The sequence below is a fragment of the Mesorhizobium album genome, from assembly GCF_033977205.1.
Taxonomy (GTDB): Bacteria; Pseudomonadota; Alphaproteobacteria; order Rhizobiales; family Rhizobiaceae; genus Mesorhizobium; species Mesorhizobium album.
The window spans coordinates 122,694-137,588 of sequence record NZ_JAVIIW010000003.1 but is presented as its reverse complement, the minus strand read 5'-3'; the positions used below and the strand labels follow the sequence as shown (position 1 = coordinate 137,588).

General features: G+C 63.9%; 10 protein-coding genes. 9 read left to right on the top strand and 1 reads right to left on the bottom strand.

All coding sequences use genetic code 11. From position 1 onward, the window contains the following. Positions 1–122 precede the first annotated feature (122 nt). The 7 genes from RFN28_RS03760 (at position 123) to RFN28_RS03730 (ending at position 9,073) form a co-directional block, all read left to right on the top strand. On the top strand, positions 123–1,223 hold the full coding sequence (locus tag RFN28_RS03760) for an ABC transporter ATP-binding protein (protein ID WP_320286028.1): 1,101 nt from the start codon (positions 123–125) through the stop codon (positions 1,221–1,223). Next, positions 1,223–2,170 carry an ABC transporter permease gene (locus tag RFN28_RS03755; RefSeq protein WP_320286027.1) on the top strand — a complete coding sequence of 316 codons (948 nt, stop codon included), beginning with the start codon at positions 1,223–1,225 and terminating at the stop codon, positions 2,168–2,170. Before RFN28_RS03760 ends, RFN28_RS03755 begins: the two co-directional genes overlap by 1 nt. Then, positions 2,163–2,975 carry an ABC transporter permease gene (locus RFN28_RS03750; protein WP_320286026.1) on the top strand — a complete coding sequence of 271 codons (813 nt, stop codon included), beginning with the start codon at positions 2,163–2,165 and terminating at the stop codon, positions 2,973–2,975. The genes RFN28_RS03755 and RFN28_RS03750 overlap by 8 nt, the downstream gene beginning before the upstream one ends. 43 nt (positions 2,976–3,018) lie before the next feature. Beyond that, positions 3,019–4,047: an extracellular solute-binding protein gene (locus tag RFN28_RS03745; protein WP_320286025.1), complete on the top strand. Its 1,029-nt coding sequence runs from the start codon at positions 3,019–3,021 to the stop codon at positions 4,045–4,047. 152 nt (positions 4,048–4,199) lie between these two features. After that, on the top strand, positions 4,200–5,396 hold the full coding sequence (locus RFN28_RS03740) for a serine hydrolase domain-containing protein (RefSeq protein ID WP_320286024.1): 1,197 nt from the start codon (positions 4,200–4,202) through the stop codon (positions 5,394–5,396). A 26-nt stretch (positions 5,397–5,422) separates the two neighbouring features. Beyond that, positions 5,423–6,601 carry a serine hydrolase domain-containing protein gene (locus tag RFN28_RS03735; protein ID WP_320286023.1) on the top strand — a complete coding sequence of 393 codons (1,179 nt, stop codon included), beginning with the start codon at positions 5,423–5,425 and terminating at the stop codon, positions 6,599–6,601. 156 nt (positions 6,602–6,757) lie between these two features. Continuing rightward, positions 6,758–9,073: a Tex family protein gene (locus RFN28_RS03730; protein WP_320286022.1), complete on the top strand. Its 2,316-nt coding sequence runs from the start codon at positions 6,758–6,760 to the stop codon at positions 9,071–9,073. Here the strand turns inward: RFN28_RS03730 and RFN28_RS03725 are convergent, their stop codons facing one another. Further along, on the bottom strand, positions 9,074–9,985 hold the full coding sequence (locus tag RFN28_RS03725) for a LysR family transcriptional regulator (RefSeq protein ID WP_320286021.1): 912 nt from the start codon (positions 9,983–9,985) through the stop codon (positions 9,074–9,076). A 106-nt stretch (positions 9,986–10,091) separates the two neighbouring features. Between RFN28_RS03725 and RFN28_RS03720 the strand changes: the two genes are divergently transcribed. Beyond that, positions 10,092–11,282: an acyl-CoA dehydrogenase gene (locus RFN28_RS03720; protein ID WP_320286020.1), complete on the top strand. Its 1,191-nt coding sequence runs from the start codon at positions 10,092–10,094 to the stop codon at positions 11,280–11,282. 248 nt (positions 11,283–11,530) lie between these two features. After that, positions 11,531–14,890 (top strand): transglutaminase family protein, encoded by a 3,360-nt coding sequence (locus tag RFN28_RS03715; protein WP_320286019.1) that lies wholly within the window; start codon positions 11,531–11,533, stop codon positions 14,888–14,890. Positions 14,891–14,895: the final 5 nt, after the last annotated feature.

Below are 14,895 nucleotides of genomic sequence, written 5' to 3'. Positions count from 1 at the left end.
GCATGGGAATTGCGTCTAAAAGTCGAATAGCAGCTCCGCAGTTGCCAAGGCAGCCGGCTTATGGTGACAATCAAACAGGAACACACCTGCCGCCAAGAGCAGGCTCTCTCAATGGGGTAATCGTGCCGGAACAGCCGGGTAAGAACGCGATCGAAGTTCGCGGTGTACGCAAGGTATTTGGAACCGCTGAAAATCAGGTAGCCGCTCTCGACGCGGTGTCGGTGTCGATCCGCGAGAATGAATTCTTCACACTGCTCGGCCCGTCCGGATGCGGAAAGACGACGCTGCTGAGATTGATTGCCGGCTTCGATTTCCCAAGCGCCGGCGAGATCCTGCTGCACGGCCAGGATATTGCGCCGCTGCCGCCCTTCAGGCGCCCGGTCAACACCGTCTTCCAGAGTTACGCGCTGTTCCCGCATATGACGGTGGCAGAGAATATCGGCTTCGGGCTGGAGATGCTCGGCAAGCCGAAGGCGGAGATCGAAGCACGCGTCGCCCAGATGCTGAAGCTGGTCAAGATGGAGGCGCTCAAGGCGCGCCGCACCAGCCAGATTTCTGGCGGCCAGCAGCAGCGCGTGGCGCTGGCCCGGGCGCTCGCGCCGCAGCCTAAGGTGCTCTTGCTCGACGAGCCGCTGTCGGCGCTTGACTACAAGCTGCGCAAGGAAATGCAGATCGAGCTGAAGCGGCTGCAGCACGAGACCGGCATCACCTTCATCTTCGTCACCCACGACCAGGAAGAAGCGCTGACCATGTCCGACCGCATCGCGGTGATGTCGGCCGGCAAGATCCTGCAGGTCGGCGCGCCGCGCGACATTTACGACCGGCCGGCGGAACGCTTCGTCGCCGACTTCATCGGCGAGACGAATTTCTTGGCCGGCACGGTGGTGTCGAAGAAGCCCGGCGTGGCGATGGTCAAATTCGCGAGCAATGCGACGATCGCCGCCGGTTATCCGGACGGCTTCGAGCCGTCAGGAGAAGTCACGCTGGTGGTGCGCCCCGAGCATGCGGACCTCGTGCCCGATCCGGCCAAGGGCACGATCGCCGGAACGCTCTCCAACATCGTCTATTTCGGCACCGACACGCACTATCACGTGAAGCTCGACGGCGGCGAAAACTTCATCGTGCGCCATCAGAACAGTCGCTCGAGCCCGGTCACCTACGAGACCGGCGCCAAGGTCGGGATCCAGTTCGAGGAGGACGCGGCGCGCGTCCTGAAAGACTGATGACGACAGCCGCGCTCTCCCCAATCACGCTTTCCAAAGCCGCGTTATTCGAAGCCCAGGCGGTGAAGACAAGCGCGCGGCGCAACCGGCTGCTGTCGCTGCCGGCGCTGATCATCATCGGCATCTTCGGCGTGCTTCCGCTTTTGATCATCTGCGTCTATTCGTTCCTCGCCGCCGCGCCCTATGGCGGCGTGCAATGGCAGTTCTCGACCGACGCCTATCTGAATTTCCTGTTCCAGCGCGATATTTTCGACGACACGCTGCAATTCACGCCGGACTTCCTGATCATCTACCTGCGATCGTTCCTGTTCGCGGTGGTGACGACGATCATCTGCCTGCTGCTCGGCTTCCCGACCGCCTATTTCATGGCGACGCGGCCGCCGGCGCAACGCAATTGGTGGGTGCTTCTGATCACCATTCCGTTCTGGTCGAACCTCTTGGTGCGCACGCTGGCGATCATGTTCATCATCCGCGACGAGGGACTGATCAACGACGCGCTGTTGGCGCTTGGCGTGATCGATAAGCCGATCACCATGCTCTACACCAACTTCGCCATCCAACTCGGCCTGCTCTATGCCTTCCTGCCGTTCATGGTGCTGCCGCTCTATTCCAGCCTCGAGAAGCTCGACTTCCGGCTGATCGAAGCGGCCTACGATCTCTATGCAACGCGCCGGCAGGTGCTGTGGCGGGTGATCATCCCGCTGTCCAAGCCCGGCATCATCGCCGGCTGCCTGCTGGTCTTCATTCCGGCGCTCGGCGCCTATGTGACGCCGCTGATCCTGGGCGGCGGCGTCCATCTGATGATCGGCGACCTCATTGCCCAGCAATTCGGCTCGGGCCGCAACTGGCCGCTCGGCTGCGCGCAGGCGCTGATCCTGATGGCCGCAGTGCTGGTCGCCCTCTATTTCTACGTCCGCAACACGTCGGGCAAGGTGCAGCATGGCTGAGCCCAGCACCATCGACATCAAGGACCAGCCCGGTTTCCGCTCGATCGCCATCATTTGTCTGCTGGTGCTCTACGTGCCCGTGCTGATCCTGATGATCTTCTCGCTGAACAGCGGCTCGCTGGTCACGCATTGGGAAGGCGTCACGCTCAACTGGTACGGCAGCGCATTCCTCAACGAGGAGTTCCATAGCGCGGCCCGCAATACGATGATCATCTCGGTCACCGCGACGATCGTCTCGACCATCTGCGCGACGCTGGCGGCGATCGGCATGACAAGGGTGAAGCCGTGGCGCGGCCTTGCAGCGGCCTTCATGGTGATCAACCTGCCGCTGATGGTGCCGGAGATCATCACCGCGGTGGCGACGCTCTCCTTCTTCGCGCTGATCGCCGGCACGTTCGGGCTCAATTTCGGCATCGGCAATCTGATCTTCGCCCACACCGTGTTCTGCATCCCCTTCGCCTATATGCCGATTCGGGCGCGGCTTGAGGACATGGACCTGACGCTGGAATATGCCGCCGCCGACCTCTACGCGACGCCGTGGAATGCGTTCAAGCGCATCACGCTGCCGCTGCTGGTCCCCGGCATCATGTCGGGCGCGGCGCTCGCCTTCATCGTCTCCTTCGACGATTTCACCATCACGCAGCTCGTCGCCGGCCCCGGCCAGACGACGCTGCCTCTTTACATCTGGAACCAGATCCGGAGGCCGATGACGCCGGAGATCAATGCGATCTCCACCATCCTGCTTTTGGTATCGATCCTGTTCGTCTCGGTCTCATTCCTGATCGCGCGCCGGCGCGCGAAATAACCGCGAGCTCCAACACAACAATGGGAAGGCAAGGAGAACATAAATGTCTGGAAAACTGATGGCGGCCGTTTCCGCGGCCGTGCTTTTGTCGGCCGTGCCGGCGCTCGCCGACGGCGAACTGCACATCTACAACTGGGGCGACTACACCAACCCGAAGCTGATCGAGAAGTTCGAGAAGCAGTACAATGTCAAGGTGACGCTGGACGACTATGACTCCAACGAAACCATGCTGTCCAAGGTGCGCGCCGGCAATTCCGGCTACGACATCGTGGTGCCGTCCGACTACACCGTGAAGATCATGGTCGAAGAGGGCCTGCTCGAAAAGACCGAGCCCAACGCGATGCCGAACGGCAAGAACATCGATCCGCGCTTCGTCGACGTCTATTGGGACAAGGGTCGCCACTACACCGCGCCGTGGCAGTTCGGCACGACGACGTTCTCCGTCAACATGGACAAGTTCAAGGGCGACATCGACACGCTGGCGATCCTGTTCAATCCGCCGGACGCGCTGAAGGGGCAGATCAACGTGCTCGATGACGTCAACTCAGTCATGCACGCGGCCGAGCGCTACGCCGGCGTGCCGCGCTGCGGTGCCGACAAGGCCAACTTGAAAAAGATCAATGAGATACTGACGGCCGCCAAGCCGTCATGGAAGACCTTCAGCTACGACACGATCACCAAGATCACCTCCGGCGACGTGGTCGTGACAGAACAGTGGAATGGCGCGGCCTACCGCTCGCGCCAGAAGATCCCGGCGATCAAATATGCTTATCCGAAGGAAGGCGTCGAAGGCTGGATGGACAATGTCGCGGTGCTGAAGGGCGCCAAGAACCTCGAGAATGCCAAACTGTTCCAGGACTTCGTCATGGCGCCTGAGAACGCGGCGCTGATCTCGGAGTTCGCCGGCTACGACAACGGCATCGCCGGCAGCCACAAATTCCTGCCGCCGGAGTTCGCCAACTCGCCGGAGATCAGCCCGCCGGCCGGCTCGCCGACGCCGGAATTCGTGCCGCCATGCCCGCCGGAAGTGGTGGAGATCTACAACAAGATCTGGACCAACCTGCGCAAATAGGTCCGCTCGAAATCATTGCGAAAGGGAGGCGCACGCCTCCCTTTCTTGTGGCCAAAGCGCGTCGCCGAGACGCGCTTCAGGTCTCTGTTTTATGCATGTCATTTTTCCCAAAACCGCTGCGCGCTTTGGGTGACATGCATTGGGAGGGTTCCGTGACATCCTACCGCAATTCCGATCCGCGGCCGCCGATCATGCAGGGCTCGCCGCCGAAGCTGATCCCTCCGAAGCTCGATTGGGACAGGGGTCCCTGGAACCGCTGGGCCTTCCAAAACATCCGCGAGGTCCTGCCGACCGTCGAGGTCTGGCGCGGTCACGGCCATCGTCGCCGCCTCGACCGTACCGAGGTCGACCTCGACGATCTGCCGATGGTGGACAGCACGGGTGCTGCGACAACGCTCGCCGGCCTGCTCGACGAGACCTACACGGACGGCTTCCTGGTGCTGAAAGACGGCAAGGTCGCCTATGAGCGCTACTTCAACGGCATGGACGAACGCACGCTGCATCTGTCGCAGTCGATGGCGAAGTCTGTCACCGGCTCTGTTTTCGGCATCCTGGTCGGACGCGGCTTGATCGACCCGGCCAGGCTGGTAACCGATTATCTCCCGGAGCTTGGCGTGACCGCCTGGGCCGGAGCCACCGTGCAGCAAGTGCTCGACATGACCACGGGCGTGCGCTTTTCCGAAGAATACATCGATCGCTATTCCGAGATCGGCCAGGTCGACGTCGCCAGCGGCTGGAAGCCGATCCCGCCCGGCAGCGATCCCGACTTCCAATGGCCTTCTCACATGTTCGAGCTGATCCTGCGGCTGAAGGACAAGGTGCGTGGGCATGGCGAGGCTTTCGAATACCGCTCGATTGAGACCGACGTGCTTGCCTTCATCATGCAGCGGGTGACCGGCAGGCGGCTGGCGCAGCTGGTCTCCGAAGAGCTGTGGCAAAAGCTCGGCGCCGACGAGAGCGCCTGCTTCGCCGTCGACAGCGCCGGCTATGCGCTGGCCGAAGGCGGCTTCAACGCGACGCTGCGCGACTATGGCCGCTTCGGCCAGCTCATCCTCGACAATGGCGGCGGGGTGATCCCGGCCAAGTGGATCGAGGCGACGCGCACCGGCAGGCATGGACCGGATTTCAGCCCGAGCTTACCGGACGGCAGCTATCGCAACCAGTTCTGGATCGAGGATCCTCGGTCGCGGGCGCTGATGTGCCGAGGCGTGTTCGGACAGATGATCCATATCAGCTGGGAGCACAGAATGGTCGTGGTGAAGCTCTCGACCTATCCGGATTTCATCAACGCCGCCTATTCGGTGGCGACGCTGAAGGCCGTGCACGCCATAGCGGCGGCGCTTCGCTGACTTACGAGAAAATCCGGGAGAAAATCGTGACCGGCAAGACCGCGTTCGAGACCAGGTATGGCTTTGCCCGCAAGGATGTGCGGCTCGACAATTGGCGGCTGAGGCCGTTCAGCCAATGGTCGTTCCAGAATGTCGGCGAGTTGGTGCCGAGCGTGCAGGTTGCGGCCGCGCCGGGCGGCGAGGACCAGGCGAAGCTTCTCGGTGCATTGCTCGATGAGAAGGTCACGCTCGCCGGCGGGCCCGAAACCGTCGAGGCCTTCCTCAGGCGTTCAGACACAGACGGGCTGACGATCCTCAAGGGCGGCAGGCTGGTCGGCGACTGGTCGGCACCACATATGGCGTTCGGGGCGCGCCACATCATCTTTTCGATCAGCAAGTCGGTAACGGCAATCCTCGCCGGCATACTGGAAGGCGAGGGGGTGTTCGATCCCGAGGCGCCGGTAATTCAATATATCCCGGAGGCCAAGGCCTCGGCCTATGGCAATGCGAGCGTGCGCAACGTGCTCGACATGACCGTCAGCCTCGATTTCGAAGAGGCCTATCTCGATCCAGAAAGCGCTTTCGCCCGCTATCGCCGCGCGACGCTGTGGAATCCGGGCGGCGGCTCGGAAAGCCTTGCAGCGTTTCTGTTGACGCTGCAGCGTCTCGCCGAGCCGCATGGCCAGACCTATCGTTATCGCTCGCCAAATTCGGACATGCTGGGCATCCTGCTCGAACGGGCATCGCGAAAGTGCGTCGGCGACTTGCTCAGCGAAAAACTGTGGCTGCCGCTGGGTGCTGCGAGCGAAATGTCGGTGACGGTCGACATGGAAGGCACGGCGCGCACCGCCGGCGGCATGTCGATGACGCCGCGCGACCTTGCCCGCATCGGCGAGATGATGCGGCAGGGCGGGGTGGCCAATGGCCGCCGCATCGTGCCGGAAGCCTGGGTGCGCGACACGGTGGCCGCCGGCGGCAGCCATGAAGCCTGGCAGCGCGGCACGATGGCATTCCTTTTCCCCAAAGGCCGCTACCGCAACAAATGGTACCAGATGGGCACGGCAAGCGGCGCCTTCTGCGGCATCGGCATCCACGGCCAATGGATTTACGTCAACCCCAGGGACGAGGTGGTGATCGCCAAGATGTCGTCGCAGCCGGAGCCGGTGGACGATGTGCTTGACCTCGATATCGTAGTGTTTTTCGAGGCGCTGAGCCGGATGGTCTGAGAGGGGCAATCGTGTGTCCGATTGCCGACCTCCAGCAGCAGTCATCCCCGCGCAGCAACACGCTTTCCTGTGGACCTCTTTCCCAGCTGAAAACAGCGCGGTTGGCGGAACGGGCATCCCGGCCTATGGTCGCCGCTCTTTTCGACAGGGACCAGCATGGCATCGGATATCAAGCGCATCGCAGCAATCATCGCGGCCGAGATCGGTTCGCGGCCGGAGCAGGCCGCGGCGGCCATCGGGCTACTTGACGAGGGCGCAACCGTGCCTTTCGTGGCGCGCTACCGCAAGGAAGTCACCGGTGGGCTCGACGACACGCAGCTGCGCGACCTTGCCGAGCGGCTCGCCTATCTTCGCGAGCTCGATGCGCGCCGCGAGACGATCCTCGGCTCCATTCGCGAGCAGGGCAAGCTGACCGAGGAACTCGAGGCCAAGATCGCGGCGGCTGGTACCAAGGCCGAGCTCGAGGACATCTACCTGCCCTATAAGCCGAAGCGCCGCACCAAGGCTGAGATCGCCAGGGAGCGCGGGCTTGGGCCGCTGGCCGAGGCGATCCTTGTCGACCGTGCGGCGTTGCCGGTCGAACTGGCGCTCGCCTATGTCACCGAAGACGTTCCCGACGCCAAGGCCGCACTGGAAGGGGCGCGCGACATCCTCTCGGAGCAGTTCGCCGAGAATGCCGATCTGGTCGGCAAGTTGCGCGCCTGTATGAAGGAACGCGCCTTCCTGCGCGCCAGGGTGGTCGACGGCAAGCAGGAAGCGGGCGCCAAATTCTCCGACTATTTCGACCATGTCGAGCGCTGGGCCGGCGTGCCCAGCCACCGCGCCTTGGCCATGCTGCGCGGCCGCAACGAGGAGGTGCTGTCGCTCGACATCGAGGTCGATGCTGACGATCAATCGCCGGTGAAGCCGGTCGAACGCTTGATCGCCAGTGCCTATGCGATCGGCGCCAGCCTGCCGGGCGACCGCTGGCTGATGGAGGTGGCCGGCTGGACCTGGCGGATCAAGCTGTCGCTGCACCTGAGCCTCGACCTGATGCGCGACCTGCGCGAGCGGGCGGAGGAAGAGGCGATCCACGTCTTTGCCCGCAACCTGAAGGACCTTTTGCTTGCCGCTCCTGCCGGCTCGCGACCGACCATGGGGCTCGATCCGGGCATCCGCACCGGCGTCAAGGTGGCAGTGGTCGACGGCACCGGCAAGCTGGTAGCGACGACGACGGTCTATCCTTTTCCGCCGAAGAACGATGTGCGCGGCACCCAGGCGGAACTTGCGAAACTCATCCGCCAGCACAAGGTCGAGCTGATCTCGATCGGCAACGGCACCGGCAGCCGCGAGACGGAGAAGCTGGTGGCCGATATGCTCGCCAGCCTGCCTTCGGATGGCGGACCGAAGCCGATCAAGGTGATCGTCAGCGAAGCCGGCGCCTCGGTCTATTCGGCCTCGGCGACAGCGGCGGCGGAGTTTCCCGAACTCGACGTGTCGCTGCGCGGTGCTGTGTCCATCGCTAGGCGCCTCCAGGATCCGCTTGCCGAGCTGGTCAAGATCGAGCCGAAGTCGATCGGCGTCGGCCAGTACCAGCACGATGTCGACCAGTACCGGCTCGGCCGCTCGCTGGAAGCGGTGGTGGAGGATGCGGTGAATGCCGTCGGCGTCGACCTCAACACGGCGTCGGCGCCGCTGCTGGCGCGCGTTTCGGGGCTGGGGCCATCGCTTGCCGAGGCGATCGTCGCGCATCGCGATGCCGGTGGTCCATTTGCCACCCGTCGCGACCTGTTGAACGTGGCGCGGCTTGGACCTCGCGCGTTCGAGCAATGCGCCGGCTTCCTGCGCATCCCGAACGGCACGGAACCGCTCGACGCTTCAGCCGTCCACCCGGAAGCCTATGGGGTGGCGAAGAAAATCGTCGCAGGCTGCGGGCGCGACGTCCGCTCGCTGATGGGCGACAGTGCTGCGCTGAAGGCGCTCGATCCGCGTGTCTTCGTCGACGAGCGTTTTGGCCTGCCGACGGTGCGCGACATCATCGCCGAGCTGGAAAAGCCGGGCCGCGATCCGCGTCCCGGTTTCAAGACGGCGACCTTTGCCGAGGGCGTCGACGACATCAAGGACCTGAAGCCCGGCATGCTGCTCGAAGGCACGGTGACCAATGTCGCGGCCTTCGGCGCCTTCGTCGACATCGGCGTCCATCAGGACGGGCTGGTGCATGTCTCGCAATTGGCCGACCGCTTCATCAAGGACGCGCATGAGGTAGTGAAGGCGGGCGATGTGGTGAAGGTGCGGGTCGTCGATGTCGACATCAAGCGCAACCGCATTGGGCTTTCGATGCGCAAGGATGGCGGTGAAGGCGCTCCCCGCGGCGGCCAGCGAGATCAGGGGGGCAAGCCTGCGCCGCGCTCTCCGGCTCCGCATCGGCAACAGGAGCGGCCGGCGCAGGGCGCGTTTGGCGCGGCGCTCGCTGAGGCGATGAAGCGGAAATAGCTACCAGGCCAGAACAGCCGGTTCCTTCTCGACCTGGCCCAGCAGCCAATCGCGAAAACTGGCGACCGGCGGATGACCTCGCTTGTCCTGCGGCACGACGAGGTAATAGGCACTGCGGCTTTGCATCGGCAGGCCGGGGGCCGGCACCAGTTGGCCGCGCTGCAATTCTCCGGCAATCAGGATTTCCGGCAGCAGCGCCACGCCGAGGCCGGCCATGCAGGCCTGGGCAACGGTGCCGAACTGCTCGAACTGCATGCCTGGCCCGATCGGTGCGCTGAGACCCTGCTCTTCGAACCATTCGCTCCAGGCGCCGGGGCGCGTCGCCATGTGCAGCAGCGGCAGGCGGCCGATATCGGCCGGCGTGGCGATGTCGCGGCTGGCCATGAATTCGGGCGAAACGACGGGCATCACCGTCTCGCGCATCAAAAGCGTGCAGTCAGCGCCGGGCCAGTCAGGCATGCCGTGGTGGATCGCGGCGTCGAGGCGCTCGCGAGCAAAGTCGAAGCGGCCGATGCGGGTGGCGAAGTTGATGGTGATGTCGGGATGGCGGGCGACGAAATCCGGGATCAGCGGCATCAGCCAGCGTGTGCCGAAGGTCGGCAGGATGGCGAGGTTGAGAACGCCACTATGCCGATTGCTCATCAATCCGAGGGCGGCATCGCGCAATTGGCCGAGCGCTGAACGCACTGCTTCGGCATAGATCTCGCCCGCCGTCGACAGCCTGACATTGCGGCTGTCGCGCTCAAACAGGCGACGGCCGAACTGCTCTTCCAAAAGATTGACCTGTCGACTCACGGCGCCCTGCGTCAGATCGAGCTCGCGGGCGGCGGCGGTGAAGGAGCCAAGACGTGCCACCGCCTCGAAGGCGGCAAGCGTGGCGGTGTTCGGCAAAAGGCGGCGCTGGGCGTTCATGATCTATTACTAACGCTCATTGATCCGCGATGCAATTTTGTTTGATTTTTTCCGAGCGGAGGCGGATAAGCCGGGCACCTCAAAATATTGCCGGGAGAGTGAGGCCATGGCCGCCGAGAAGAACGCTTTCGTCTGGAACGATCCTTTCCTGATCGAGGACCAGCTTTCCGAGGACGAGCGCATGGTGCGCGACGGCGCGGCTGCGTTCGCCGCCGACAAGCTCGCGCCCCGCATCGAGGAAGCCTATGTCGAGGAAAAGACCGATCCGACGATCTTCCGCGAGATGGGCGAGGCTGGCCTGCTCGGCATCACCATTCCGGAGCAATATGGCGGGCTCGGCGCCAACTATGTGACCTATGGTCTGGTGGCGCGCGAAGTGGAGCGCATCGATTCCGGCTACCGCTCGATGATGAGCGTGCAGTCGTCGCTGGTCATGTATCCGATCCATGCCTATGGCTCGGAAGAGCAGCGCAAGAAGTACCTGCCGAAGCTCGCCTCCGGCGAATGGATCGGCTGCTTCGGCCTCACCGAGCCGGATGCCGGCTCCGATCCGGGCGGCATGAAGACGCGCGCCGAAAAGACGGCGAACGGCTACAGGCTTTCCGGCTCCAAGATGTGGATCTCCAACGCGCCGATCGCCGACGTCTTCGTCGTCTGGGCGAAGTCTGCGGCACACGACAACCAGATCCGCGGTTTCGTGCTGGAAAAAGGCATGAAGGGGCTTTCGGCGCCGAAGATCGGCGGCAAGCTGTCGCTGCGCGCGTCGATCACCGGCGAGGTGGTGATGGAAGGCGTCGAAGTCAGCGAGGAGGCGCTGTTGCCCAATGTCTCGGGCCTGAAGGGCCCGTTCGGCTGCCTCAACCGGGCGCGCTACGGCATCTCCTGGGGCGCCATGGGCGCGGCCGAGGATTGTTGGCACCGGGCGCGGCAGTACGGCCTCGACCGCAAGCAGTTCGGCAAACCGCTCGCCGGCATGCAGCTCTTCCAGAAGAAGCTCGCCGACATGCAGACCGAGATCGCGCTCGGCCTGCAGGGCTCGCTGCGTGTCGGCCGGTTGATGGACGAAGGCAAGATGGCGCCGGAGATGATCTCCATCGTCAAGCGCAACAATTGCGGCAAGGCGCTCGACATCGCCCGCCAGGCCCGCGACATGCATGGCGGCAACGGCATCCAGATCGGCTACCACGTGATGCGCCACGCCCAGAACCTGGAGACGGTCAACACCTATGAAGGCACGCATGACGTGCATGCCCTGATCCTCGGGCGGGCGCAGACGGGCATTCAAGCGTTTTTCTGAGGTGTATCGATATTCAGGTGAGGCCGGCCTGCAAACGGCGGCTTCCTGCGCTTCCGGTGCTCACGTACTTTAGTACGCTCCGCTCCGGTTCTCAGAAGCCGCCATTTTCGGCTCGGCCTGACCTGAATCCCGACACACCTTAAGCCGGCAACGGTGCTTAAATTAGGTGCAGCGCAACATCTCTGCTTGGAGAATGACCATTACTTGTGTCAGGGTTTGGCGACTGAAACGCCGAAACCCGGGGCACCATGGCAATACTGGCAGCCGTCCACCACCTGACCCATTATAAATACGATCGGCCGGTGGTCCTCGGCCCCCAGGTGATCAGGCTGCAGCCGGCGCCGCATTCGCGCACCAAGGTGCTCAGCCACTCGCTGAAGGTCGAGCCGAAGAACCATTTCGTCAACTTGCAGCAGGACCCTTACGGCAACTTCCTCGCCCGCTTCGTCTTTCCCGAGCCGGTTACGGAACTGAAGATCGAGGTCGACCTCGTCGCCGACATGACGGTCTACAATCCGTTCGACTTCTTCGTCGAGGAGACAGCGGAAAACTTCCCGTTCGACTATCCGGAAGAGATCAGGCAAGACCTCGCCATCTACCGCACGCCGGAGCCGGCCGGGCCGCTCCTGTCCAAATTCCTCGAAAGCATTGATCGCAGCCCGGGGAACACGGTCAATTTTCTCGTCGGCCTCAATGCGCGGCTGCAGCGCGAGATCGCCTATATCGTGCGCATGGAGACAGGCGTCTACTCGCCGGAGGAGACGCTGGCCGCGGCCAAGGGCTCCTGCCGGGATTCAAGCTGGCTGCTGGTGCAGATCCTGCGCAACCTCGGCATCGCCGCGCGCTTCGTTTCCGGCTACCTGATTCAGCTCAAACCCGACCTCGTCTCGCTCGACGGACCGCCTGGAACTTCGGTCGATTTCACCGATCTGCATGCCTGGTGCGAAGTCTATATTCCGGGCGCCGGCTGGATCGGCTTCGACCCGACTTCCGGTTTGCTAACCGGCGAGAGCCATGTGCCGCTGGCGGCGACGCCGCATTTCCGCAATGCCGCGCCGATCTCCGGCATGGCAAGCTTCGCCAATGTCGATTTCAACTTCGACATGCGGGTCGACCGCATCGCCGAGCACCCGCGCATCACCAAACCGTTCTCGGATGAGAGCTGGGAGGCGCTCGATGCGCTGGGCAACAAGGTCGACGCCATTTTGCACGAGCAGGATGTGCGGCTCACCATGGGCGGCGAGCCGACTTTTGTGTCGATCGACGATTTCGAATCCGCAGAATGGAACACGGCCGCCGTCGGCCCGACCAAGCGCGATAAGGCAGATCAGCTGATCCGCCGGCTGCGCGAACGCTTCGCGCCGGGCGGCTTCCTGCATTACGGCCAGGGCAAATGGTATCCGGGCGAGAGCCTGCCGCGTTGGACCTTCTCGCTCTACTGGCGCACCGACGGCGAGCCGGTCTGGCGCGACCCGTCGCTGATCGCGCGGGAGAAGGGCAACGTCGATGTCGGGCCCGAACAGGCCGAAAAGCTGCTCAAGGCGATTGCCGGCGAGCTCGGCATCGAGAAGTCGATGGTCAGCGAGGCCTATGAGGATCCGGCTGAATGGCTGCTCAAGGAAGGCAAGCTGCCGGACAATGTCGATCCGTCCAATTCGAAGCTCGAGGACCCGGAAGAGCGCAGCCGCATGGCGCGCGTCTTCGAGCGCGGCCTGACCAAGCCGTCCGGCTATGTGCTGCCGGTGCAGCGCTGGAACAGCCAGGCGGCCGGGCAGCGCTGGCGCTCTGAGAAGTGGAAGACGCGGCGCGGCCGGCTGTTCCTTGTCCCGGGCGACTCTCCGGTCGGCTACCGCTTGCCGCTGGGCACGCTGCCTTACGTGCCGCCGGCGCAATTCCCTTACATAGTGCCGGTCGATCCGTCGGTACCGCGCGGTCCGTTGCCGGTGCGCGAAGCTATCTTGCCTGGAGCCGCCCCGGCAGAGCTTGAAGGCGCCGACGAAATGGCGCGCCGCCAGCAAGCGGTCTCGTTCACGGCTGCGACCGGCCAGCAGGACCGCGTCGAACAGGAGATCACCGAGATCGGCGGCGCCGTGCGCACGGCGCTCACCGTCGAGCCGCGCGACGGCCGGCTCTGCGTGTTCATGCCACCGGTCGAGGCACTGGAAGATTATCTCGAACTGGTGGCGGCGGCTGAGAACGCGGCCAAGGTGATCGGCCTGCCGGTGCATCTCGAAGGCTATGCTCCGCCGCACGATCCGCGCCTCAACGTCATCCGCGTCGCGCCCGATCCCGGCGTCATCGAGGTGAACATCCATCCGGCCGCCAACTGGCAGGAATGCGTCGCCACGACCACAGCGATCTACGAGGAGGCCAGGCAGTCGCGCCTCGGCACCGACAAATTCATGATCGACGGGCGCCATACCGGCACCGGCGGCGGCAACCATGTCGTGGTCGGCGGCGCGACGCCCAACGACAGCCCGTTCCTGCGCCGGCCGGACCTGTTGAAGAGCCTGGTGCTGCAGTGGCAGCGGCACCCGTCGCTGTCCTATCTGTTTTCCGGCTTGTTCATCGGCCCGACCAGCCAGGCGCCGCGCATCGACGAGGCGCGCCACGATTCGCTCTATGAGCTCGAGATCGCGTTGGCGCAGGTGCCGCATCCCGACAAGGGCGAGGCGCCCTTGCCGTGGCTGGTCGACCGGCTGTTTCGCAATCTGTTGACCGATGTCACCGGTAATACCCATCGCTCTGAAATCTGCATCGACAAATTGTTCTCGCCGGACGGTCCGACCGGCAGGCTCGGGCTGGTCGAGTTCCGCGGTTTCGAGATGCCCCCCAATGCGCGCATGTCGCTCGCACAGCAATTGCTGGTCCGCGCCATCATCGCCAGGGCCTGGAAGGATCCGCTCGACGGACGCTTCGTGCGCTGGGGCACCTCGCTGCATGATCGCTTCATGCTGCCGCATTATGTCTGGGCGGATTTCCTCGACGTGCTGGAGGATCTGAAGCTCAACGGCTTCGACTTCCGTCCGGAATGGTTCGCCGCGCAGCTCGAATTCCGCTTCCCTTTCTGCGGCGAGGTGCAGCATGGTGGCGTCAAGCTGGAGTTGAGGCAGGCGCTGGAACCCTGGCATGTAATGGGCGAGCAGGGCGCCATCGGCGGCACGGTCCGCTTCGTCGATTCCTCCGTCGAGCGGCTGCAGGCGAGGACTGAAGGCCTCAACCCAGAGCGCCACGCCATTGTCTGCAACGGCCGGATCGTGCCGATGAAGGCGACCGACAGCAGAGAGGTCGCCGTGGCGGGCGTGCGCTTCAAGGCCTGGCAGCCTGCATCCGGCCTGCATCCGGCCCTGCCGGTCAACACGCCGCTGGTCTTCGATATTTACGACCGCTGGTCAGGCCGCTCGATCGGCGGCTGCGTGTACCATGTCGCGCATCCGGGCGGCCGCAATTACGACACCTTCCCCGTCAACGGCAACGAGGCCGAGGCGCGCCGGCTTGCCCGCTTCGAACCGCGCGGCCACACGCCGGGAACCTATGTGCCCCACGCCGAAGAAGCCTCTGAAGAGTTTCCCATGACCCTTGACCTCAGGCGGCCGGCGAGATTCTGATCGAC

Excerpts from the sequence above, each read along its gene's own strand:
- RFN28_RS03755 (WP_320286027.1), top strand. The coding sequence starts at position 1,223 with ATGACGACAGCCGCGCTCTCCCCAATCACGCTTTCCAAAGCCGCGTTA.
- RFN28_RS03720 (WP_320286020.1), top strand. The coding sequence starts at position 10,092 with ATGGCCGCCGAGAAGAACGCTTTCGTCTGGAACGATCCTTTCCTGATC.
- RFN28_RS03725 (WP_320286021.1), bottom strand. The coding sequence starts at position 9,985 with ATGAACGCCCAGCGCCGCCTTTTGCCGAACACCGCCACGCTTGCCGCC.
- RFN28_RS03715 (WP_320286019.1), top strand. The coding sequence starts at position 11,531 with ATGGCAATACTGGCAGCCGTCCACCACCTGACCCATTATAAATACGAT.
- RFN28_RS03730 (WP_320286022.1), top strand. The coding sequence starts at position 6,758 with ATGGCATCGGATATCAAGCGCATCGCAGCAATCATCGCGGCCGAGATC.
- RFN28_RS03745 (WP_320286025.1), top strand. The coding sequence starts at position 3,019 with ATGTCTGGAAAACTGATGGCGGCCGTTTCCGCGGCCGTGCTTTTGTCG.
- RFN28_RS03750 (WP_320286026.1), top strand. The coding sequence starts at position 2,163 with ATGGCTGAGCCCAGCACCATCGACATCAAGGACCAGCCCGGTTTCCGC.